Origin of the sequence: Pectobacterium betavasculorum, assembly GCF_000749845.1 — a bacterium.
GTDB classification, from domain to species: Bacteria; Pseudomonadota; Gammaproteobacteria; order Enterobacterales; family Enterobacteriaceae; genus Pectobacterium; species Pectobacterium betavasculorum.
Map to the genome: position 1 here is coordinate 936,519 of NZ_JQHM01000001.1, position 21,330 is coordinate 957,848.

The 21,330-nt window shown below is 47.7% G+C and carries 21 protein-coding genes and 1 pseudogene; 5 read left to right on the forward strand and 17 right to left on the reverse strand.

Going from position 1 to position 21,330, the window contains the following annotated elements; all coding sequences use genetic code 11:
- Positions 1–26: 26 nt before the first annotated feature.
- A complete protein-coding gene (osmE, locus tag KP22_RS04265) occupies positions 27–356 on the forward strand; it encodes an osmotically-inducible lipoprotein OsmE (RefSeq protein ID WP_039300269.1) in 330 nt (109 codons plus the stop codon).
- A 108-nt stretch (positions 357–464) separates the two neighbouring features.
- Here osmE and KP22_RS04270 read toward each other — a convergent pair whose 3' ends face one another.
- The 11 genes and pseudogenes from KP22_RS04270 to kduI form a co-directional block, all read right to left on the reverse strand.
- On the reverse strand, positions 465–1,859 hold the full coding sequence (locus tag KP22_RS04270; RefSeq protein ID WP_039275127.1) for an L-cystine transporter: 1,395 nt from the start codon (positions 1,857–1,859) through the stop codon (positions 465–467).
- A 389-nt stretch (positions 1,860–2,248) separates the two neighbouring features.
- Positions 2,249–2,755 (reverse strand): annotated as a pseudogene (locus KP22_RS04275) (metal-dependent hydrolase); the annotation flags it as partial.
- 109 nt (positions 2,756–2,864) lie between these two features.
- Entirely contained in the window at positions 2,865–3,827 is a 963-nt protein-coding gene (paeX, locus tag KP22_RS04280; RefSeq protein ID WP_039322644.1) for a pectin acetylesterase PaeX, read from the reverse strand.
- Between the two features lie 337 nt (positions 3,828–4,164).
- Positions 4,165–4,881, reverse strand: a complete 717-nt coding sequence (locus KP22_RS04285; RefSeq protein ID WP_039300258.1) for an oligogalacturonate-specific porin KdgM family protein — start codon at positions 4,879–4,881, stop codon at positions 4,165–4,167.
- Positions 4,882–5,128: 247 nt separating this feature from the next.
- On the reverse strand, positions 5,129–6,418 hold the full coding sequence (locus KP22_RS04290) for an ABC transporter substrate-binding protein (RefSeq protein ID WP_039300255.1): 1,290 nt from the start codon (positions 6,416–6,418) through the stop codon (positions 5,129–5,131).
- 15 nt (positions 6,419–6,433) lie between these two features.
- On the reverse strand, positions 6,434–7,561 hold the full coding sequence (locus KP22_RS04295; RefSeq protein WP_039322647.1) for an ABC transporter ATP-binding protein: 1,128 nt from the start codon (positions 7,559–7,561) through the stop codon (positions 6,434–6,436).
- 13 nt (positions 7,562–7,574) lie between these two features.
- Positions 7,575–8,480, reverse strand: coding sequence for a carbohydrate ABC transporter permease (locus KP22_RS04300; RefSeq protein WP_039300251.1), 906 nt, complete (start codon positions 8,478–8,480; stop codon positions 7,575–7,577).
- Positions 8,473–9,363 (reverse strand): carbohydrate ABC transporter permease, encoded by an 891-nt coding sequence (locus tag KP22_RS04305; protein WP_039300248.1) that lies wholly within the window; start codon positions 9,361–9,363, stop codon positions 8,473–8,475. The genes KP22_RS04300 and KP22_RS04305 overlap by 8 nt, the downstream gene beginning before the upstream one ends.
- A gap of 46 nt (positions 9,364–9,409) precedes the next feature.
- A complete protein-coding gene (pelW, locus tag KP22_RS04310) occupies positions 9,410–11,041 on the reverse strand; it encodes a pectate disaccharide-lyase PelW (protein WP_039300245.1) in 1,632 nt (543 codons plus the stop codon).
- Between the two features lie 273 nt (positions 11,042–11,314).
- Positions 11,315–12,076: a 2-dehydro-3-deoxy-D-gluconate 5-dehydrogenase KduD gene (kduD, locus tag KP22_RS04315; protein ID WP_039300241.1), complete on the reverse strand. Its 762-nt coding sequence runs from the start codon at positions 12,074–12,076 to the stop codon at positions 11,315–11,317.
- Between the two features lie 83 nt (positions 12,077–12,159).
- Positions 12,160–12,996, reverse strand: a complete 837-nt coding sequence (gene kduI, locus KP22_RS04320) for a 5-dehydro-4-deoxy-D-glucuronate isomerase (protein WP_039300237.1) — start codon at positions 12,994–12,996, stop codon at positions 12,160–12,162.
- Positions 12,997–13,320: 324 nt separating this feature from the next.
- Between kduI and KP22_RS04325 the strand changes: the two genes are divergently transcribed.
- Positions 13,321–13,653: a cupin domain-containing protein gene (locus KP22_RS04325; protein WP_039322649.1), complete on the forward strand. Its 333-nt coding sequence runs from the start codon at positions 13,321–13,323 to the stop codon at positions 13,651–13,653.
- A gap of 88 nt (positions 13,654–13,741) precedes the next feature.
- Here the strand turns inward: KP22_RS04325 and hxpB are convergent, their stop codons facing one another.
- The gene (gene hxpB, locus KP22_RS04330; protein WP_039300230.1) at positions 13,742–14,407 is read right to left on the reverse strand and encodes a hexitol phosphatase HxpB; all 666 of its coding nucleotides are present in this window, start codon (positions 14,405–14,407) and stop codon (positions 13,742–13,744) included.
- A 231-nt stretch (positions 14,408–14,638) separates the two neighbouring features.
- Here hxpB and KP22_RS04335 point away from each other — a divergent pair, with 231 nt between their 5' ends.
- A complete protein-coding gene (locus KP22_RS04335; protein ID WP_039300227.1) occupies positions 14,639–15,187 on the forward strand; it encodes a YniB family protein in 549 nt (182 codons plus the stop codon).
- A gap of 89 nt (positions 15,188–15,276) precedes the next feature.
- Here KP22_RS04335 and KP22_RS04340 read toward each other — a convergent pair whose 3' ends face one another.
- The 5 genes from KP22_RS04340 to KP22_RS04360 form a co-directional block, all read right to left on the reverse strand.
- A complete protein-coding gene (locus tag KP22_RS04340) occupies positions 15,277–16,137 on the reverse strand; it encodes a fructosamine kinase family protein (protein WP_039322652.1) in 861 nt (286 codons plus the stop codon).
- Positions 16,138–16,406: 269 nt separating this feature from the next.
- The gene (locus KP22_RS04345) at positions 16,407–17,264 is read right to left on the reverse strand and encodes a metal ABC transporter permease (RefSeq protein ID WP_039300221.1); all 858 of its coding nucleotides are present in this window, start codon (positions 17,262–17,264) and stop codon (positions 16,407–16,409) included.
- Entirely contained in the window at positions 17,261–18,124 is an 864-nt protein-coding gene (locus KP22_RS04350; protein ID WP_011093949.1) for a metal ABC transporter permease, read from the reverse strand. The genes KP22_RS04345 and KP22_RS04350 overlap by 4 nt, the downstream gene beginning before the upstream one ends.
- Entirely contained in the window at positions 18,124–19,014 is an 891-nt protein-coding gene (locus tag KP22_RS04355; RefSeq protein ID WP_039322656.1) for a manganese/iron ABC transporter ATP-binding protein, read from the reverse strand. The genes KP22_RS04350 and KP22_RS04355 overlap by 1 nt, the downstream gene beginning before the upstream one ends.
- A complete protein-coding gene (locus tag KP22_RS04360) occupies positions 19,011–19,925 on the reverse strand; it encodes a metal ABC transporter substrate-binding protein (protein ID WP_039300215.1) in 915 nt (304 codons plus the stop codon). The genes KP22_RS04355 and KP22_RS04360 overlap by 4 nt, the downstream gene beginning before the upstream one ends.
- Before the next feature lie 945 nt (positions 19,926–20,870).
- Between KP22_RS04360 and KP22_RS22330 the strand changes: the two genes are divergently transcribed.
- The gene (locus tag KP22_RS22330; RefSeq protein ID WP_085996916.1) at positions 20,871–20,987 is read left to right on the forward strand and encodes a DUF2627 domain-containing protein; all 117 of its coding nucleotides are present in this window, start codon (positions 20,871–20,873) and stop codon (positions 20,985–20,987) included.
- Positions 20,988–21,028: 41 nt separating this feature from the next.
- A complete protein-coding gene (gene cspE, locus KP22_RS04365) occupies positions 21,029–21,238 on the forward strand; it encodes a transcription antiterminator/RNA stability regulator CspE (protein ID WP_005968829.1) in 210 nt (69 codons plus the stop codon).
- Positions 21,239–21,330 lie beyond the last annotated feature (92 nt).

Consider the following 21,330-nt stretch of genomic DNA (forward strand, 5'->3'; position numbering starts at 1 on the left):
GTGACGTATAATAATGAGGTGATGAGATGAAGAATAATAGATTATTAGTGTGTATTGCGGCAGCGGGCGCTGTCATGCTTGCGGGATGTACGGCTTACAACAAGGCAGAAAGCTATGTTAATGAGCCTGTGGTAAAAGATGTGAAAGTGGGAATGACGAAGCAGCAGGTTCAGCAACTTGCAGGTAGCGGGGTGGAAAAACACCTGGTGAATGCCAAGGGATCCTGTAGCGATTATCTGTTGAAAAACCGTGATGGTACTGCGCAGAACTATTTCGTGAGCTATAACGACACGGGCCATGTTCTCAATAAAGGTTTCCAGACTTGCCAGGCTTATGACACAAATCCACAGCGCTAAGTAACCGGATTGTACGAAATCGTTACCAAAAAGCATGTGAAGAGTCATAAATAAAAAAACGCCGACAGCATCAGTTGTCGGCGTTTTTTTTTGCACAAGAAGCGCGGCTTAGCGGTGTGTTAACTCAGCGTCATCCTGGGCGTTGAAAACCGTTTTATCCGTCTGTTTCATCAACTGGCTGGTGACTGTCCCGGCTGTCATCGATCCGCTAACGTTAAGCGCGGTACGACCCATATCGATCAGCGGTTCAATGGAGATCAGCAGTGCGACGAGGGTCACCGGCAGCCCCATTGCGGGCAGGACGATTAATGCTGCAAAGGTGGCACCGCCGCCCACACCGGCCACACCGGCAGAACTAATCGTAACGATACCTACCAGCGTTGCGATCCAGACTGGATCCAATGGGTTGATTCCTACCGTTGGTGCGACCATCACGGCCAGCATCGCTGGGTAGAGTCCCGCGCAGCCGTTTTGACCAATGGTGGTACCGAAAGAAGCAGCAAAGCTGGCAATAGACTGCGGTACGCCAATGCGGCGCGTTTGCGCTTCAATACTGAGTGGAATCGTTGCGGCGCTGGAACGGCTGGTAAACGCGAATGTTAGCACTGGCCAGACTTTGCGATAAAAACGCGCCGGATTGATACCCGTGAAAGACAGGATGAGTGCGTGGACGCCGAACATAATCGCCAGTCCCAGATAGGACGCGACAACGAAGCTACCCAGCTTGAGGATGTCTTGCAGATTAGAGCTGGCAACCATTTTGGTCATTAGCGCCATGACACCATAAGGTGTCAACTTCATCACCAGACGAACAAGTTTCATCACCCAGGATTGCAGCGTGTCAATTGCGGTTAACACACGTTCGCCTTTCACCGCGTCATCTTTCAGCAGTTGTAGCGCGGCAACGCCAAGGAAAGCGGCGAAGACAACGACGCTAATGATAGACGTTGGGTTAGCACCGGTCAGCTCAGCAAACGGGTTTTTAGGGATGAATGACAGGATAAGCTGAGGAACGTTAAGGTCTGCGACTTTACCCGCATAGTTGCTTTCAATCGCTGTTAATCTCGCGGTTTCTTGCGCGCCTTGCACGAGTCCGGTTGCCGTTAGACCAAACAGGTTGGTGACAAAAACGCCGACCAACGCAGAGATCAGCGTGGTAATCAGCAGAGTAGACAGCGTCAAGACGCTGATTTTCCCCAATGATGAGGCATTATGCAGTTTGGCAACGGAATTAAGGATGGAGATAAATACCAGCGGCATCACGATCATCTGTAACAGCTGCACATAGCCATTACCGACGATGTTAAACCATGAGATGGACTGCTTAACAACCGGGTTGTCGCCACCATAAATCAGATGCAGCGCCAGACCAAATAATACCCCGACAACCAAGCCCAGCAACACTTTCTTTGCCAGACTCCAGGATGGATTACGGCTGGCGTAGCCTAATCCGAGTAGTAATACGACAAATAGCAAAATATTTATGAGTAGCGGAAAATTCATCCGGTTTTGCTCCCTATCAGTGACCGCTTTGCGCCATACTCTCCACGGATATGCAATAAGGCACAGTGCCGTAAGCGACAGCACGATCTTTCGCGATAAAAAATAACAAAGACGCACAGGATAACAGGTCTTTTACCATCATGTTACAGAGATATGTTTATACCCGTCATACTTCAAGCCGCATGTGCGTTGGCTACGTTCAAATACTCGGCCGTCGTGGGCCTCAACCCTTCGGGGACAGCGCAAGCGCTGCTCAAAAACGCCTTGCCGTTTTTGTCCTGCAACTCGAATTATTTAGGGTATTACGCCAGGTAACGCAGTTATTTCACGTATTGGAAGAGGTATGATTGCGCGGATTGCAAAAAGCGGAATGACTGTTCATAGGTGCAGCAATCCAAATTTTTTTGCGGTTGATACAGTGAAAAACCGATACAGGCAATACACAGGAAACGTTCTAATTGATTACCTTTTTGGCTATTTAAAATCGGCAAGCGGAAACGCCAGCGGCAAGGCCAGAGCAATGGGACGCCCGAAGGAGTCAACATATCAGCGAATATGTGGCTTAGATAACCGACGATCATGGCATGGTAGACATCCGTCGGAATCGGCCAGTCTGGCGGCAGACGCGTCTGAATAAAGAAAATACTGGCGGCGATAGCGAGAAAGCTGTGGGTAAATCCACGGTGCCCAAAGAGTCGGGCAATCGGCGCGGAAAGCCACTTCAAACGTTGCCCGAGAACCGATTTTGGGTGATCGATATCGGGCAACAGTGAGGTAAGCAGTGCACCGGGAATAATGTGCCACCAGTCTCCGGCAGCCAGTGCTGGCGATAGTTCAACTTTTTTAGCCAGAATCGCGCAGGCAACAGAAAACAGCAGGTGTCCTTCCGCAGTCATGAAACTTCTCAAATAAAACTGTTATTTTATACAGTATAAGAGATTATCCCTGTCTGCGGAAGCGGTGACAGCGTAACGATTTATTTCGGAATGGTATCCGCTACGCCTTTTACGGCGCAGCTTTCAACGATTCGCTGCTTGCCGGTAACGCGCGTAACCAACTGTCCAGCAGTTGAGGCCAGGCCGCAGCGGGAAGCCCTTTGGTGCCGCGCAGACCGAAGCCGTGTTTACCTTTCTCAAAAAGATGCATTTCGACGGGAATATGTTTCCCTCGCAGCGCGCTAAACATCACCAGGCTGTTATCAACCGACACTGACGGATCGTCAATTGCATGTACCAAAAACGTAGGAGGCGTCTGATCGGTGACCTGTTTCTCAGGAGAATAACGTATCACTTGTGCTTCCGTCGGTTGCTCGCCGATTAACTGTTTGCGCGAACCTGTATGCGCAATATCCGCTTGCATGGAGATGACGGGGTACATCAGCACCATGAAATCAGGGCGCGCGCTTACGCTGTCAATGGCGTCTATCGGGGGGTAAACGGACTGGGCGAATCGGGTTCCAAGGTTGGCGGCAACATTACCACCGGCAGAGAATCCCATAATACCAATGCGCTGTGGGTTAATGTGCCATTTTTCGGCATTGGCTCTCAGGGTTCTGATTGCACGTTGGGCATCGGCTAACGGGGCGTCAGCACCTTCTTTATGGCCTTCTCCGGGCATGCGGTAGGTCATCACAAAAAGCGTGTAGCCCTGTTGATTAAAGAACGGTGCCATATCACTGCCTTCTTTATCCAGCACGACGCGCTGGTAAGAACCGCCAGGCGTAATGAGCAAAGCCATACCATTAGGCTTCTCTGCGGGATAAACGGTAATTTCGGGGCTGCGAATACCGGTTGCTGCCCGATCGGGAATAGAGGGATCTTTGCTACGCTCGATCACTTGCGGCTGTGCAGTTGAAGAAGAGGCTCCTGGCGCTTCGCCGTGTGGCCAGACAGGAAAAACAGGTTGTGCGTAACTTAATCCATTTACAGACATCATAATGGCCCCGACAAGCAGAGAACGAACAATCATGATAGATCACCTGACAAAGGGAATGAGGGGGGAATCGTTGGGCGATGGTAAAAAATAGGGTAGCCATCACATCGGAGAAAAAATGACCACCCTGAACCGCAAATTTTAATAAAGAAATAACATTCATACACGAAGAGGGTAAATCAGACACAGCAATGACAACAGATAAAATGCATGTAACTAAATCATGTGAAACAAAGAAACGTAACTAACCTGCTTAACCTACGACGAACATCATAATTAAGGGATATTAATGATAAAATTAAACTGAGTAAAACAATTAACAATAATATCCCTTTTACAACTAATAACGCTTATTTAAATAACAAGGTCGTTATTAGAAGCTGTATTGCACACCAACACGGTAACGAGTTTGACGATGATCGGTTGTGCCATCCTGAGCAACGTTACCTACCGCCATATATGGCTTCCAGTTTTTATCCAGTTTATAAGACAATTTTACATCATGGTCGAAATTGTATGTTTCATTGTCGTATAGATACGCACCGGCTTTATTTGCTTTTTTGTAGTCCAGTTCGTAATCAACCTGGAAATCTTTCAGGAATTTATAGCTAACAACGGCGGTTAGGTTATAACCATTTTCCTGGTTGTTTCTTGATGCATTTGGAACATCACCGCTGTTACGCTTGTAGTAAGGACGATAACGTAAAGAGGTAGAAAGGTCGTCAGTGATATTCACTTTACCACGCAGATAAGGGCGGTAGTTGTTAGAGGTAGAGCTTGAATCTAAAGAGAAACCTGGCTCCAGAGAAAAAGTTTTGTTGAAGTTGTAAACATAGCTAGCGACAACTTCAGTACCGTTGCTGACGGTTTCATTAAATGGTTTATTAGGTGTACTGTCAGCACTGGATTGACGCCATTTTGCTTCAACGGATAAACCAAAACCATTGGCAAAACGGTGTGACATTGACAAACGATCGCGGTGATCATTTTTTGGAGTATCTTTCATTTCATGACGGTAATCGATTGTCACAGCCATTGCATTTACACTAATTAATGACGTAACAGCCAGAGCTAGTAATTTAAATTTCATTGTTATATTCCCTACTGGTTAGGATGTCGCTTAATAAAAAAACGCATTATGTTTTTGGGGACAAGTTCTATTCTATTTATTCTTAAATTACGTTCTGTGATCGAGATCTTCTTGAGTAACAAAAAGTAAAATGGGGTTTCAAATTGTGAGGGAGATCGAGTTGAATATAACGGATGTTTTAATTTAACTGAAAAATCCCTGCCGGCAGTGCGGCAGGGATGAATTACAGCGTAAATCGACTGTTACATTATTTCATTGCACGTTTCAGAATACGCTCTGATTGACGCTGGAAGTATTTTGCCGCGTCTTCCACAGATTTCTGTCCGTAATCGATAGACTGGATGGTATCACCAAACAGAGAAACGATTTGTGGGTCGTCGAAATAAGGAGAAACAGCAACATCATGTGGCAGAGACAACGCCAGTTTCAACCCGGCAACGGCTGGCGCATCATCTTTGATGACGCCATCAGCAGTCAACTGAGCCACCGCTGCTTTACTCAATGGTACGCCACGTTCCAGACCCAAGGCCTGAGCACCTTCTTTGCTGTTCAACAGGAAGTTGATCAACTGAGCAGACTCTTTAGGATGCTTGGTTGATTTACCAATAGACAGCATCTGCGCAGGTTTGAAGAACAAGCCTGAATCTTTCGCCTCTGGCAGCATTGGGTAGTTACCCAATTCCAGTTTTGCTGGTGGTTGCAGGTTGTCAGAGTACTTGGTGATGGTGGAGTTCCACATGTAAGTACCAGACCACTCGCCGCTGATCCATGGCTTCATTTCATACATGTTGCTCTTACCGAAAGAGGCATAGTATTTCGCATCAGGCATGACATGGGCGTCGATCAATTTCTTATACATGCCAAAAAATTCTACCCACTGCGCATCGGTATAGGCGAATTTCTGGCTTTTTACATCAATAGCAGGAATGTTGTATTTCTGAACCATGTAGGAGTTCAGCAGTGCCAGAGAATCCTGGTGTTCGAGAACGATAGGGTAATATTTGTCACCTAGTTTTTCTTTGAACACTTTACCGGCGTTCAGCAACTCATCCCACGTTTTTGGATATTCCAGACCCGCTTTTTTCCAGCTTTCGGTATTGAAGTAGAACACGCGAGCAGTAACAGAAATTGGAATACCGTTAAGCTTGCCGTTGACCGTTGTGTTTTGTAGTTCTTTTGCATCGAACTGAGTCAGATCCAGAGAATCTTTAACTTTGTTCAAATCATAAAAACCATCACCGTTTTTGGAGAAAATCGGCAGCCAGTTCCAGTTGGTCTGCATCACATCTGGCTCAGTGTTACCAGCAATTTGTGTTGTCAGACGAGACAGGTGACCATCCCACCCGGTGTATTCTGCTTTCACGGTGATATCAGGATGCTGCTTATGGAACTCTTCAATAGCCTTGAGCGTTTGCTGGTGACGGCTGTTGCCGCCCCACCAGGACATTCTCAACTCAACCTGATCGGCTGCCAAAGACGGCATTGCAACTAATGCCAAAGATGAAACTATTAACGTGTGTAGGATCGCTTTTTTCATCGGTTACTACTCCTGTTAAAGAGAGATATTTTTTTCTGTTTTTGCATCAAAAATATGGCATTTTTCCATGTCAAATTGGAAATATACCGGACGATGCAGTCCCTTCTCGATAATCAGCCGACCTTCGTCATAAGGAATGCGGCTGGTTAATTCAAAGCCATCGACTTTAATGTACATAAAGAATTCGTGACCCATGTTTTCTACGCGAACCAGTTCACCCTGTGAGTGGCTGCCTTCAAATGGCGTATCTGATACGGAAACATAGTCTGGGCGAACACCGAAGAATACGTCTTGTCCTACATAGCTACGGACTTTGTCTTGCTTCTCGCTGTTCAATACCAGCGCGTTATTACCCACAACAACGCCAATCTGACCGTCTTTCTCGACCAGTTTGCACGGCTTAATGTTCATTTCTGGTGAGCCAATGAAGCCAGCAACGAACATGTTGACAGGGAAGTGGTACAGGTTATCCGGCGTATCGACCTGCATGATGTGACCGAGTTTCATCACGCAGATACGGTCGCCCATGGTCATGGCTTCAGTCTGGTCGTGGGTAACATATACCGTCGTTGCCGCTTTACCGCTTTTCTTCAACTGTTTATGCAGGTCAGAAATACGGATACGCATGGATGCACGCAGTTTGGCATCAAGGTTAGACAACGGTTCGTCGAACAGGAAAACATCCGGTTTTTTAACGATGGCGCGGCCTACGGCTACACGCTGCGCCTGACCACCAGACAACTGGCGTGGCAGACGGTCCATCAGGTCTTCCAGCTCCAGAATTTTGGCGGCTTCCGTTACCTGTGCTTCAATTTGATTTTTAGGCATTTTGCTCAGCTTCAGACCAAACGCCAGGTTCTCTTTGACCGTCATGTGAGGGTAGAGCGCATAGTTTTGGAACACCATTGCAATCCCACGCTCTTTCGGTGCCAGATTGTTAACAACGCGTTCACCGATGCGAACTTCACCGCCGCTGATGGTTTCCAGACCCGCTAACATACGCAGCGTTGTTGATTTCGCACAGCCAGACGGGCCGACGATAACCATAAACTCACCATCTTTAATGGTCAGGTCGATGCCGTGAACCGCTTTGAAGCCGTTGGTATATACTTTTTCCAGTTTATTGAAAATAACTTCAGCCATGATAAATCCTCTATTAACCTTTAATTCCGCTGCTGGTCACGCCTTGTACGAAGTAACGCTGTGCCAGGAAGAAAACAATAATGGATGGCAGAATGGAGATGCTGGACATGGCCAGAATTTCATTCCACGGAGCGCCTTCAGTAACGTCGATAGACATTTTCAGCGCCAGCGCAATCGGATATTTATCCACGCTATAGACATAAATCAGCGGACCGATGAAGTCGTTCATTGACCACATGAACTGGAACAGCGCAACAGAGATGATGGCTGGTTTCAAAATCGGCACGACCACATACCACAGAACCTGGAAGGAGTTACAGCCATCGATCTGGGCAGCTTCTTCCATATCACGGGGTACACCACGCAGGAACTGAATCAGCATGAACACAAAGAATCCTTGTGTCGCAAACGCCAGTGGCAAGTACAGTGGCAGATAGCTGTTCAGCATGCCCATTTCACGGAACATGATGTACTGCGGAATCAGTAACACGGTGCTTGGCAGCAGCATGGTGGTGATCAGTGTTGCAAACCAGAAACCCTTCCATGGAATCTCGAAACGGGCGAAGCCGTAAGCGACAATCGTGGAAGAGATAATAGTCAGGAGCACTTTCGGAATCACATACTTGAAAGTGTTAATCATGTAGTGACCGAAGTTGTATTCCGTACCGGTTTTCCAGCCGTTAATGAAACCGTCCCAGGTGGCATGTTCTGGCCACAGGCCCAGTGTCGTGAAGATCTCGTGGTTCGGTTTGAACGACGCTGAGAACATCCACGCCAGTGGGTAAAGCATCAGCAAGCCAACGAACAGCAGTATCACGTACCGAATTGCAGCACTGATTTTTTCTTTACGCAGCGTACGGCGTACTTCTGCAGCAGCAATTTCTTGTGCTGTAGTCAGGTTTGAATGTATGTCAGCCATTTTTTCCTCCTTTATCAGCGGAGTAGAACACCCAGTATTTCGACGACTTAAAGGAGATAGACGCAAATACCGCAACAACCAGGAACAGAACCCATGCCAGCGCAGCACCGTAACCCATATCGAAATACTTGAACGCTGTATCATAGATATAGAGCGAGAACAGGTAGGTGTAGTGCGTTGGACCACCGCCAGTAATGACGTAAGGTGCTGTAAACTCCTGGAATGCCTGAGTGGTCTGCATGATAAAGTTAAAGAAAATAACCGGCGTAATCAGTGGAACCGTTACTTTCAGGAACATTTGCCATTTGGATGCACCGTCGATCATGGCCGCTTCATACTGTGATTGCGGAACGTTCTGCAATGCAGCAAGGAAGATAACCATCGCGGAACCAAACTGCCATACGCGCAGCAGGGTTACCGACATCAGTGCCAGCGAAGGTTCGCCCAGCCAGTTGATGGCGTCAAAGCCAAATACGCCGAGGAAGCTGTTCAGCAAGCCATCGATGGCGAACAGTGCACGCCACAGAACGGCAATTGCCACGCTGCTGCCCAGAATAGAAGGCACATAGTAAGCCGTACGGAAGAAACCGATGCCACGTAATTTGAAATTAAGTACAAACGCAATTAACAGTGCGAAGATTAATTTCAATGGAATGGTCAGAAATACATAGGCAAAGGTAACGCCCATTGATTTCCAAAAAAGATCATCTTCCATGAACATACGGTGATAGTTCTCAAGCCCCGTAAATTCAGGCGGGCTCATCAAATCATACTCAGTAAAACTGAGGATAAATGACGAAATAAAGGGGAAAGCGGTAAAAACTATCAGCCCTATAATATAGGGGGAGATATAGGCTAACCCCAGCATTCTGTTTTCATTCATAATGCTTACCTATTGATTAATTGTGAATCATTAAAAAAACATAAAATTAAGCTGTTAATAACTCTGGATAAATTAATTCCACGTCATAAACAATTCTATTTTCCCCATTAACGTGAAAATCGCCGTGAACATATCCACCTTGTGTCAGATACGGCGGGATATCGTTTAATTTGTTGCGACAAGCGGCAACGAAAGTCAGTAAAGCCAGCGGATAGGTATCATCCAGACGAACATAACGATGCTGTGCAGAGCGAACAAACAAACCACGGTGGTAATGTTGTTCAAACAGAACGCCAGCGAGTTGGGCAGCGTAATGTGCCCAGGATTCTGATTGCTTGTGATCGGCCAGTTCGATAACGGTCAACAGCAGTACCGGGCTGGCGATGTGCTGAATATCTTCTTTATTCAACCGTGTCAGCATGGTATTAACCAGTGCGAACAGATCCTCATCGCCGCTCAGACGATAAGCACGAACTAGCGGTAATAAATAATCACCTTCTAAAGTAAACGGCTTTAATTCCGTTCCCGCTTTACCGTAATAGCCATCGCGTTTAAAGCGGTAGCCTGTCATGTCCTGACCGTTGTTCCACATTGGACGCAACGTATTGCTGGTGACATCGTAGGCGTACTGATAATAATTTTTTAATCCGGAGATGACCCAATTCAGCATTTCTGCATCAGGCTGTGTACGGAGGATATCCAGCATCGCCAGCGGGTTATCAATCAACAGTGGGCGCATATCGCGGAATAGCACATTGGCTTCACGTGCGATTTCACCGAACTCTGGTCCAAACTGGCGTTGAGCGCGGTCGCCAAACCAGGATTGCGTTTGGTTATCGTCTTCCGGCACGGGCTGGCGCTGCTGTGGTGAACTGAACTGATACACAGGCATACCCGTTTCTGGGTTGCGCGCCAGAACGTATTGGCGGTAAAGGTGCTTACCCCAGGCAGCCGCATGGCTATCACCCGTGTATTCTGCGTATTTGAACGCAGCGTAAATCAGATCTGTACCAGCATTAACAAACGTCAGGCCTTTCGTTAATGGCAGAACTGGCCACTGTGCCGGATTGACGACATCATGACGGTTATGCAGGAAAACATTCGGATCGCGTTTTTTGCTGTAATCGCCATGACGACCCAGATCCAGTGAATCCCAGTCCTCAACGTGCGCGTTCCAGAACCCCTGAAAGAAGTTCAGCGTCTTTTCTGCATTAACACGATGCAACAGCGCGTAATAGGGGAGGTGATGCTTTAATTCATGCACCTGAGCTTTGGATTCTGGTCCTTCGCCTGCCAGCGTATCCAGATTAATGAAACGGTGGCCGCCCCAGTAGAACAGGCCGCTTTTATCATCAACAAAATGATCCAGGAAATACTCGCTTTGTGTGATGGCGTGCTGTTGGTAACTTTCATTACCTGTAACGACACTCATGGCACACAGCGTTCTTAACCAATTCTGCTGGCTGGCGAAATTAGAAATCGGTGCGCAGTGCCCATCGGGGAATTGCCATACCACTGGCGTATAAGCTTCCACATCAAAGCCATCTGCCAGTAATGGCGTCGATTTACTCTGGCTGCGGCCTTTTTCCTGAACGCAGGCTATGTGGCTATCAAGTGCTGCAACCCATTCGTCGAGCTGCGATTTCCTGCTGGTGTATAAGTTTTCAAAAATACTCATGGAGTACCTTCTTATGGAACCGCGTGAACAGTTCCTTATAAATAGAAACACTGTTTTGATTGATTATATTGCGCTATTAACCTTGCCGTCATGCACGCAATATCGAAAGTGTGATCAAAGTCGGAACGTTGTTTTGATTTTTTTTAAGAAAGGATTTAGGTAGGAAATAGAATAATGAAAAATGAAATAACAACTTGAAAAATAAATAAAAAGCACAACGAAAATTGTGCTTTTTATCGAGGGCTAGTGTAACGCTGCTAAGAAAAATTGCGCTTAGCGAGCCAACCAGCCGCCATCAACGGCAATTGTGTAGCCATTAATGTAGTCAGATGCGCTAGATGCCAGGAAGACGGATGGACCCATCAAATCCTGCGGTAAACCCCAACGACCCGCAGGGATACGATCCAGAATCTCTTTGCTGCGGTCTTCGTCGGCGCGCAGTTGCTGGGTATTGTTGGTTGCCATGTATCCCGGTGCAATGGCGTTAACGTTGATACCGTGTTTTGCCCACTCGTTAGCCAGCAGACGAGTTACACCCATAACTGCGCTTTTCGATGCGGTGTAGGAAGGTACGCGGATACCGCCCTGGAAGGACAGCATAGAGGCGATGTTGATGATCTTGCCGCCTTTACCTTGCTTAATGAACTGGCGCGCAACGGTCTGAGACATAAAGAAAACGCTCTTAATGTTCAGGTTCATAACGTCATCCCAGTTTTTCTCGCTGAAATCGATCGCATCTTCACGACGGATGATACCAGCGTTATTGACCAGAATGTCAACGTGACCAAATTCAGCAACGGCTTTCTCTACCAGCTCTGCATGACCAGAGACATTGCTCATGTCTGCGGTCAGACTGAGGAAACGGCGTCCCAGTGCAGTGACTTTTTCGATGGTCTCTTTCGGTTCAACGATGTTGACGCCGACGATATCACAACCCGCTTGCGCCAGACCGATAGCCATACCCTGACCCAAACCCGTATCACAACCGGTGATCAGAGCAACTTTACCTTGCAAATCAAAAGAATTTAAAATCATATCTGTAATCTCTCTATAAGCGACAAAATACTTAGTCGTTAGCTGTTACTGTAGGGAACACCGGTAATTCCGGTTGAAAGCGATTAACGTAACTCGCTAACCTTGACGTGATCCATGTCACCGAAAACCTGATTCTCGCCAACCATGCCCCAGATAAAGGTGTAGCGTCTGGTGCCAACACCGGAATGAATCGACCAGCTCGGTGAAATCACCGCCTGCTCGTTTTTTATCACTATGTGACGGGTTTCCTGCGGTTGCCCCATCATGTGAAAAACGGCCGTTTCCTCGTCCATATCAAAATAGAAATAGACTTCCATCCGGCGCTCATGCGTATGACAAGGCATGGTGTTCCACAGACTGCCTTCCGCCAGCTTGGTCAATCCCATGGTGAGCTGGCAGGTCGGCAATACATCGGGAACAATGTATTTATTAATGGTGCGACGATTACAACTGGCATCTTCTCCCACGGTTTGTGGCGAAGCGTCAGCTTGGGTAATCTTGCGGGTTGGGTACGTTGTATGTGCAGGTGCGCTGTTGTAGTAGAACTTGGCTGGGTTAGCCGCATCGGCGCTGGAAAACTGTACATCTTTCATGCCCATACCAACATAGATTGCTTCTTCATTATCCACGTCATAGGGTTCGCCATCGACAGTCACAATACCCGCGCCGCCTATGTTGATGGCTCCGAGTTCGCGACGTTCCAGGAAATAGCTGACGCCAAGTTGTTTACCCACCTCACCGCCAATCGTTACAGCGCTGTGCACAGGCATGATGCCACCGACGATGATTCGGTCGATGTGGCTATAGGTCATCGTGTAGGCATCGGCAGAAAAAATCTGCTCGATCAGGAATTCGCGACGCAAGCCGGCGGTATCCAACTGCTTCGCGTGATCACTGTGAATGCTTTGACGAACTTGCATTGCTTAGCCTCTCTTTAATCATTCCTGGTGAAAGCGCCGGGCGAAACAGATGATGTTGCGTGGCAGTGACAATGTCACCTGTTCCTCAACTTGCCCGGTTCTTTCTTGTTATGCGGGATGATAGTTTGGATGGGATGTGAATTCAATAAAAATGAAATAATGTTTTATTTATTTCTTGAGGGCCGTCATGGTTTTGCTTATTTTATGTTTCTTCTGATACTGATGTAGCTAAAATGTCGCAATCCATAGTCATACACTCGTTGTCGTTCACGATTCGTTGACGCAATAGAAGGTATGGGCAATAAAAGCGTTAGAGGAGAGATGATGAGAAGATACTTTATTGATGATGTAACGCCGTGGGAAGAGCTGGGCGGTGGCATTAAACGTAAAATCATGACCTGGAGCGATGAACTGATGATGGTTTACGTGCACTTTGATAAAGGTGCGATTGGTACGCCGCACTTCCATGAGATTCACGATCAAATTGCTTATGTTGCTGCTGGCAGTTTTGAAGTCGTAATCGAAGGTGAGAAACGTATCCTGAAAACGGGCGACGCCTATCTGGCGGTGAAACACGAGATGCATGGCGTGGTTTCGCTGGAGGATGGAAGCGTGCTGATTGATACTTTCTCGCCTAAGCGCGCTGATTTCCTGTAATTCCTCAAAGCGTGGTCGTTCTGGTCGTCGGCCACGCTTTCGTCATATCCCGCGCCATCTGTTTTTCTACTCTTCTACGTCTTTATTCCTACACCAAATGCTCAGCGGTCAGTTGATTTAGTGAGTCCAACTTATAGTCAGCTAACGCCCAGCGTGCATCAGTGCGAAACTCTGCCTGTGGAATAACGATGGATCGCATGCGTGCTGCTTTGGTTGCGATCATGCCATTCACTGAATCTTCCAGCGTAACGCACTGCGCAGGAGGAACGCCTAGCCCGTTTGCTGCATTCAAATACACTTCGGGGTGAGGTTTACTGTACGGCAGTGTTTCGGCTGACATCAGGACATCAAAGTAGTGTTCCAGATTAAACATACGCAGCACCCGCTGCTGCATATGCAGCGGTGAAGCAGAAGCCAGTCCAATTTTGAGATTCTGTTCACGACACAGTTGCAGTGCATGCTCGACGCCAGGCAGAAGAGGGCGCTGTTCGGCAACGAGTTCGATAGCACGATCGATAATGCGCCGGACAACCTCATTGCGATCTGGGGTTGCCCAGGGAGCATGTTGATACCAGAGATCGACAACCATATCGATGCGTAAACCCAGGGTATCTTTCATTGCGTGTCGGAGCGAAATATCTACGCCCAGTGAGGCGATAACCTCCAACTCGGCCTGATCCCACAATGGCTCAGAGTCGATCAGCAGCCCATCCATATCGAAAATTGCCGCGCTTATAGAAGAATCAAAGGACATACCACTCGCTCCCTCAGCAAAGGAAAATAAAGTTTAATGGTAAACTATACCTTAAATAAGTCGAGTGGCGGCCAACACAGGTAGCGTGAAGTAAGGCGAAGATAACGTTGCTACTGTGGCTAATCAGGCGGTGTGGGAGATAAAGTGTTGACTGTGCGTAAACATACAGTAGGCTACCCGTCGTACTAAAACGATACATTACCAATGTTGCGTCGCTAAGAAGGGGTTCTCATGACGTATCAACAGGCTGGCCGTATTGCCGTAGTGAAACGTATTGCTGGATGGATCATTTTTATTCCTGCGCTGGTTTCAACTTTCGTCTCGCTGGCTAACTATCTCTACGCTTACACCCAGAAAAAACAGGGTATCGATGCTGTTCTTCTGGATTTTGTGCATCTGATGGTTGATATGGTGCGCTTTAATACGTCTTTCCTGAACATTTTTTGGTACAACTCGCCAGTACCGGATTTTACGCGTTTCTTCAGCGCGGCGACGCTGATGTTTTGGCTGATCTACATCCTGATTTTTATTGGCCTGGCGTTACAAGTTTCGGGTGCTCGGATGTCTCGTCAGGCGAAATCTATTCGGGAAGGTATTGAAGATCAACTGATTTTGGAAAAAATGAAAGGCGATGCTGGGAACTCTCGCGAAACACTGGAATCACGTGTTGTTGTTCCTGGTCACACGATTTTTGTACAATTTTTTCCGCTTTACATCCTGCCGGTGATTATCGCAGGCGCTGGCTACATGGTATTACGCCTGCTAGGGTTGCCAGTCTGAGTGATGGTCTGGCGCAACTTTTGCGCCAGACGCAAAAATACCTTTCTTACCGTAGACTATATTTCCCGCCTGAGAGCGAATGCCTCACCTTAAGCCAAAAGTTGCCGCTCAATGAGCTGCTGTGCCTCAACGATATGCTTGCCGCCGAAAAGATTGGCGCGGTTAAGCAGATAGTAAATCTGATAAATGGGTTGGCGCTCAATAAAGCCTTTCTCCAGCGGCCACACACTCTGGTAACCATCATAAATCTGCGCGGGTAGCGATGGATAGCGTGGCAGCATGGCCAAATCACACTCTCTATCGCCCCAATAGCAGGCCGGATCGAACAGATAACCCCCATCTTGGCTATTCGCACAGTTATCCGGCCACAGGTCACCGTGCAAAAGTGACGGCTGAGGCTGATGCCCGGCAAGACGTTCATCGACGCGGGCGATCAGCGTTTCAATGTGGCCAAAGTGCATTCCCTTTTCTGCCGCTAGCTGTAATTGCCACCCGATTCGCTGTTCGGCAAAAAAGGTTGCCCAGCGTCGCTGCCAGCTATTTGGCTGCGGCGTTGTTGAGAGGTCGTTATCGAAATCCAGCCCAAATTGCGGCTGATCGCTCCATTGATGCAGACGAGCTAACTGTTCACCCAAACACCAGGCACTGTGGGCATCCAACGGTTTGATGGGGAGATATTGCAGAAGCAGGAAGCTGTAATCGCGTGAACTACCGACACCATAAACCTTGGGCACGCGAACCGTATTACTGCGGCTCAGTAAGTGAAGCTGATCGGCTTCAGCCGTGAATTTAGCCAACATTTCACGACTATCGCATTTTACGAAGATGTCATGTTCGCCGTAGCGGACGTACCAGGCTGGGTGTATTTCACCGCCGGGTAGTTCGCGGTGTTCCTGAATATCCGCAGTACCGTGATGCTCTTCCAAAAGTCGGCTGATAGCTTGCCACATAAGGTCATCCTCCCGTTGATGTTGCCCGATACGATGCTGTTCACTGGGGTGATTCGTTTACGGTAACCCATTGAGCATAATAAAAATGGAATCTAGAGCACAGTGATACCGATAGGTGGAGATAGCGAGAAACAAGTATAGTCGGAATTAACAATAGCGGAGTTAGGATGATGCTCAATCCGTTAGATAAGGCAATGAAATAGTAGATTAATGACGTAACCGACGGCTATTTTCCGGTTACGTCATGCTAAAAGACTGAGGGCGGGGGATTAGAGCGCGTCGGTTATAGCCTGGGATGCCGCTTGGCGACGTTGTTTAAGCTGGTGGTAAGTCAACGCCAGCGTGAAGAACAATGCCTGAACGATGACGATACAAGGGCCGGTTGCGCCATCAATATAGAAACTGATCATAGTTCCGGCAATACAGGAAATGACGGAAACCAGCGTGGCGACAAGCACCATGCGCTCGAAACGTTTACAGACCATGAAGGCAATAATACCCGGTGCAATCAGCATCGCGATCACTAAAATAACACCGACGGCCTGCAAGGATGCGACGATGGTCATCGCCAGCAGGCTCAGCAGCCCATAGTGCAGCAGCTTAACGGGCAGGCCAATGACGCGGGCATGATTGGGATCGAAGCAGTACAGCATGAAGTCTCGACGTTTTAACAAGATGATGGCCAGCGTCACCCCAGCAATCAGCAATATTTGCGTCAGTTCTTGCTGAGTGATGCCCAGCACGTTACCAAACAGAATATGGTTTAGATGCTGATCGGTATCGATGCGCGCAAACATGACGAGCCCCAGCGCAAACATGCCGGAAAAGATGATCCCCATTACGGTGTCTTCTTTGACCCGACTGTGTTCTTTCACGTACCCCGTCGCTACCGCACAAAAAATACCGGAAATGAAAGCGCCGATCACTAACGGGATCCCCAGTAAGAACGCGACAACGATACCGGGCAACACAGCATGAGAAATGGCATCGCCCATTAGCGACCAGCCTTTCAACACCAGATAGCATGACAGCACCGCACAAACCGTTCCCGTTACCACAGCGGCAAGTAGCGCACGCTGCATGAATGGGTAGGACAGGGGATCAATTAGCCAGCTAATGAGCGTCATAATGCATCTCCTGATTGATCGCGTAACCGCAGACGGCGCGATGCGAGTAATCCGTGTTTAGGTGCAAAAACAAACGCTAACAGGAAGACGACGGTTTGCAATGTGACAATCACGCCGCCGGTGGCACCATCAAGGAAGAAGCTCAGATACGCGCCTACCGCGCTGGTGATCGCGCCGAGTGCAATAGAAATCACAACCAGACGACCAAAACGGTCGGTGAGCAGGTAGGCCGTAGCACCCGGCGTAATCACCATCGCGATGACCAAAATCGCCCCGACGGTTTGCAGCGCCGCAACAGTACAGGCACTCAGCAGCGTAAAAAACAGAATTTTCAGCTTCAGTGGAGAAAGACCAATCGAGCGGGCGTGGTTCTCATCAAAGAACACCGCCAGCAGATCTTTCCACAGCAGGCAGAGAATCACGAACGTGACGCCAATAATGATTTCAACTTGTAGGACATCTTCGTCGGCGATGCCCAAAATATTGCCGAAAATGATGGACTGCACGTTAACCGAGGTCGGATTGAGTGAAATAATCAGCAAGCCTACGGCGAAAAACGTTGAGAAAATAAAACCGATAATCGCATCTTCGCGTAATCGGGTAATGTGACGGATTAAGGTCATTGCCAGCGCAGCGAGCATGCCGGTAAAAAACGCACCAGCGGCATAGGGCAGGCCCAACGCATAGGCACCTGCAACGCCGGGTACGACCGAGTGGGAGAGTGCATCGCCCATCAACGACCAGCCTTTCAGCATCAGGTAGGCAGAAAGAAAGGCACATACGCCGCCGACTATCGCGCTGACCCAAATCGCTTTGACCATGTAGTTATAGCTGAATGGCTGCAACAGGATATCAATCATCAGGGCTGTTTCTCCTCCGGTATCACGCGGGACGCAGGAGGGTCGCTCTTGGTCGAACCATAAAACACTGCCGGACGCTCATCATCTGTCAATACCGTCACAGAGCGGACATCGTCGTCATCATGAAGATGAGAGCCCCCGAGATTAATGTGTCGCAGAACGCCGCCGAACGTCTTCTCCAAATTACTTTGGGTAAAGGTGCTGTGCGTCGGCCCTGCGGCTAAAACAGTGCGATTGACTAAAATGACGTTGTCACAAAACTCAGGAACGCTACCGAGGTTATGGGTGGCGACCAGAATCAGATGTCCCTCATCGCGCAAGGTGCGAAGCAAATCGATAATAGCGTTCTCGGTTTTGACGTCAACACCAGTAAAAGGCTCATCCAGCAGTAAAACGCTGCCCTGTTGAGCCAGCGCCCGTGCCAGAAAAACGCGCTTTTTCTGGCCGCCGGACAGTTCACCGATCTGGCGATGTTGCAGCGACGAAAGCCCGACACGCTCCAACGACTCCGCCACAATTGCGCGGTCTTGTTTACTAGGGATGCGCAGGAAGTTCATTTTTCCATAGCGACCCATCATGACCACGTCGGAAACCAAAACGGGGAAGTTCCAGTCCACGTCTTCTGTTTGAGGAACATAGGCAACCAGATTCTGTTTTAGCGCCTGATAGATCGGTTGCTGATTGAGCTGTACCTGCCCTGAGGTTGGCTTGACCAACCCCATGATGCTTTTGAACAACGTCGACTTTCCGCTGCCGTTTACGCCAACCAGGGCGCAAATCGTACCGCCAGTCAGAGAAAATGAGGCATGGCGAATGGCCTGATGCCCGTTGCTGTAAGTAACCGAAACATCATTGACTTCTAATGACTGTACTGCTCGATCACTACTCATTGATTAAATCCTTTAGCGATGGTTTCCACCGTCACTTGTAACAGATCGATATAGGTCGGCACCGGGCCTTTTTCTGTAGACAGCGAATCAACATACAGCACGCCGCCATATTTCGCCCCCGTTTCTTTGCTGACCTGTTTTGCTGGCTTATCGGAAATCGTACTCTCGCTGAATACCACTGGGATAGCCTTTTCACGCACAGTGTCAATCACTCGGCGTACCTGCTGCGGTGAACCTTGCTCATCGGCATTGATGGGCCAGAGATACACTTCGTTGAACTGATAATCCTTTGCCAGATAGCTGAATGCACCTTCACTGGTGACTAACCAACGTTGCTGCTCTGGGATACGGGCGAGACGTTCACGCAGCGGTGCGTCGAGAGCCTTAATTTTTTCCGCATAAGCTTTCGCATTACGGTTGTATGTCTCTGCATTGGCGGGATCGGCTTGAACCAGACCTTTACGGATATTTTCAATATAGATTAATGCGTTGGAAGGCGACATCCAGGCATGCGGGTTAGGGTTGCCATTATAGGCACCTTCACGGATAGGAAGCGGTGTGATGCCTTCCGTAACCACAACGGCAGGTACGTTTTTCACGTTCTCGAAAAAGCGCGTAAACCAGCGTTCGAGATTCATACCATTCCACAGTACCAGTTGCGCAGACTGTGTCTTCACAATATCACGTGGTGTTGGCTGATAGTCATGAATCTCTGCACCCGGTTTGGTGATGGACTCGACTGTTGCAGCATCGCCTGCAATATTCTGTGCGATATCCTGAATGATGGTAAAGGTGGTGATGACTTTAAGCTTTTCTGCTGCTTGAACGGATGTACTGGCTAAAAACAGTAAGGCGCACGGCAGCGCGATGCGGCAGAACAGAGCAGGTAAACGGGCGTGAAAACCAATCATACAGATATCCTTACAAACCGTGAAAGTGTTACTTGAGAATAATTATCAATATCATTTAAGTCAAGGGGCAGAGAAGAGCGAGGAATTAATAGTGGAAGGTGTCTTATGACACAAGAAATCACTGTTCGCAGGCCCGTTGCACGAGCTTGCGCGGGTAAGGAACGCATCATGCCCCTTTGGTAACATAAATGTTGCTTTAATTTAAAGAATCGTACTTAAGGTTACAACGAAAGTCTAACGGTAATGGTGGGGAATTGTCGCGCAACTATACATAGCCATACATATGGTGAAATTTACGCCAAAAAGCGTGAAAAATCCGATATAACCTTAAAAAAATTGTGATGGCTGCCGATAAACCATAAAGAATGTGAGAGATGTCTCTATTTTATACAAAAGGATTGTAAGTGATATGAGCACAAAATCAGAACGACGTTGGAAGTTGGCAAGTTTGGTTTTATTGACTTTTTTGGTGATACTATTAGTACTGTTAGTTCAAACAAGTTAATTTCCAAGGTAATAAACGGTTAGGTTATAAATAATTTCTATTATGTAATGTATTAATGCAAAAGATATCGATAGCATAAAAATGACAATCGATTTTAAACATTGATATAAGTGTCGCCAATGTCTTGCACGCTTTTCGTTAATGGTCAATATCTTTTCATATACGAAAGCTAATTATAGTTTTTTGTTATGATTGCATGGTTTTTTGCTTGAATTGCGACAGTTGTCGCGTATTTATTACATAATAGAATTCGAAATAGGCTTATTGCTTAGCACCAGAAGGTACGTGCGAATATAGGTGTCAGGCTGCATTATCGTGTATTAATGAACCATTGGTGACGTGAATTTGTGCGGCACATCCACGACTGATAAAAAAGCCCTTGCCATCGTTTACAGAGTGTGTAATAACGCTTCTGGGTAAAACGAGGTACAGTTCTGTATATGAATGGCATTTTCAGTAAAGAAGACTTAAGTACAACCTTTAGCGTTGCATGTTGCTTCTCTGCCGATCCTTATCTTAGTGCCTCAAGCAGTAACGACTTTGGTTTGTCTGTATAACGCCTTCTTGGCGGTTTAAACAATTAAAGGAAATATTTGAAATGGCAAAGATTAAAGGTCAGGTTAAGTGGTTCAACGAGTCTAAAGGCTTTGGTTTCATCACTCCTGCTGACGGCAGCAAAGATGTATTCGTACACTTCTCTGCAATTCAAGGCAACGGCTTCAAAACTCTGGCTGAAGGCCAGAACGTAGAATTCGAAATTCAGGATGGCCAGAAAGGTCCTTCCGCAGTAAACGTCACTGCGCTGTAATTTTACAGCTCTGTTGCAAAACCCGCCATGGTGCGGGTTTTTTGTTGTCTGCGTTTTATCTGCACCCGTAATACTTTTATCTATACCCGTAA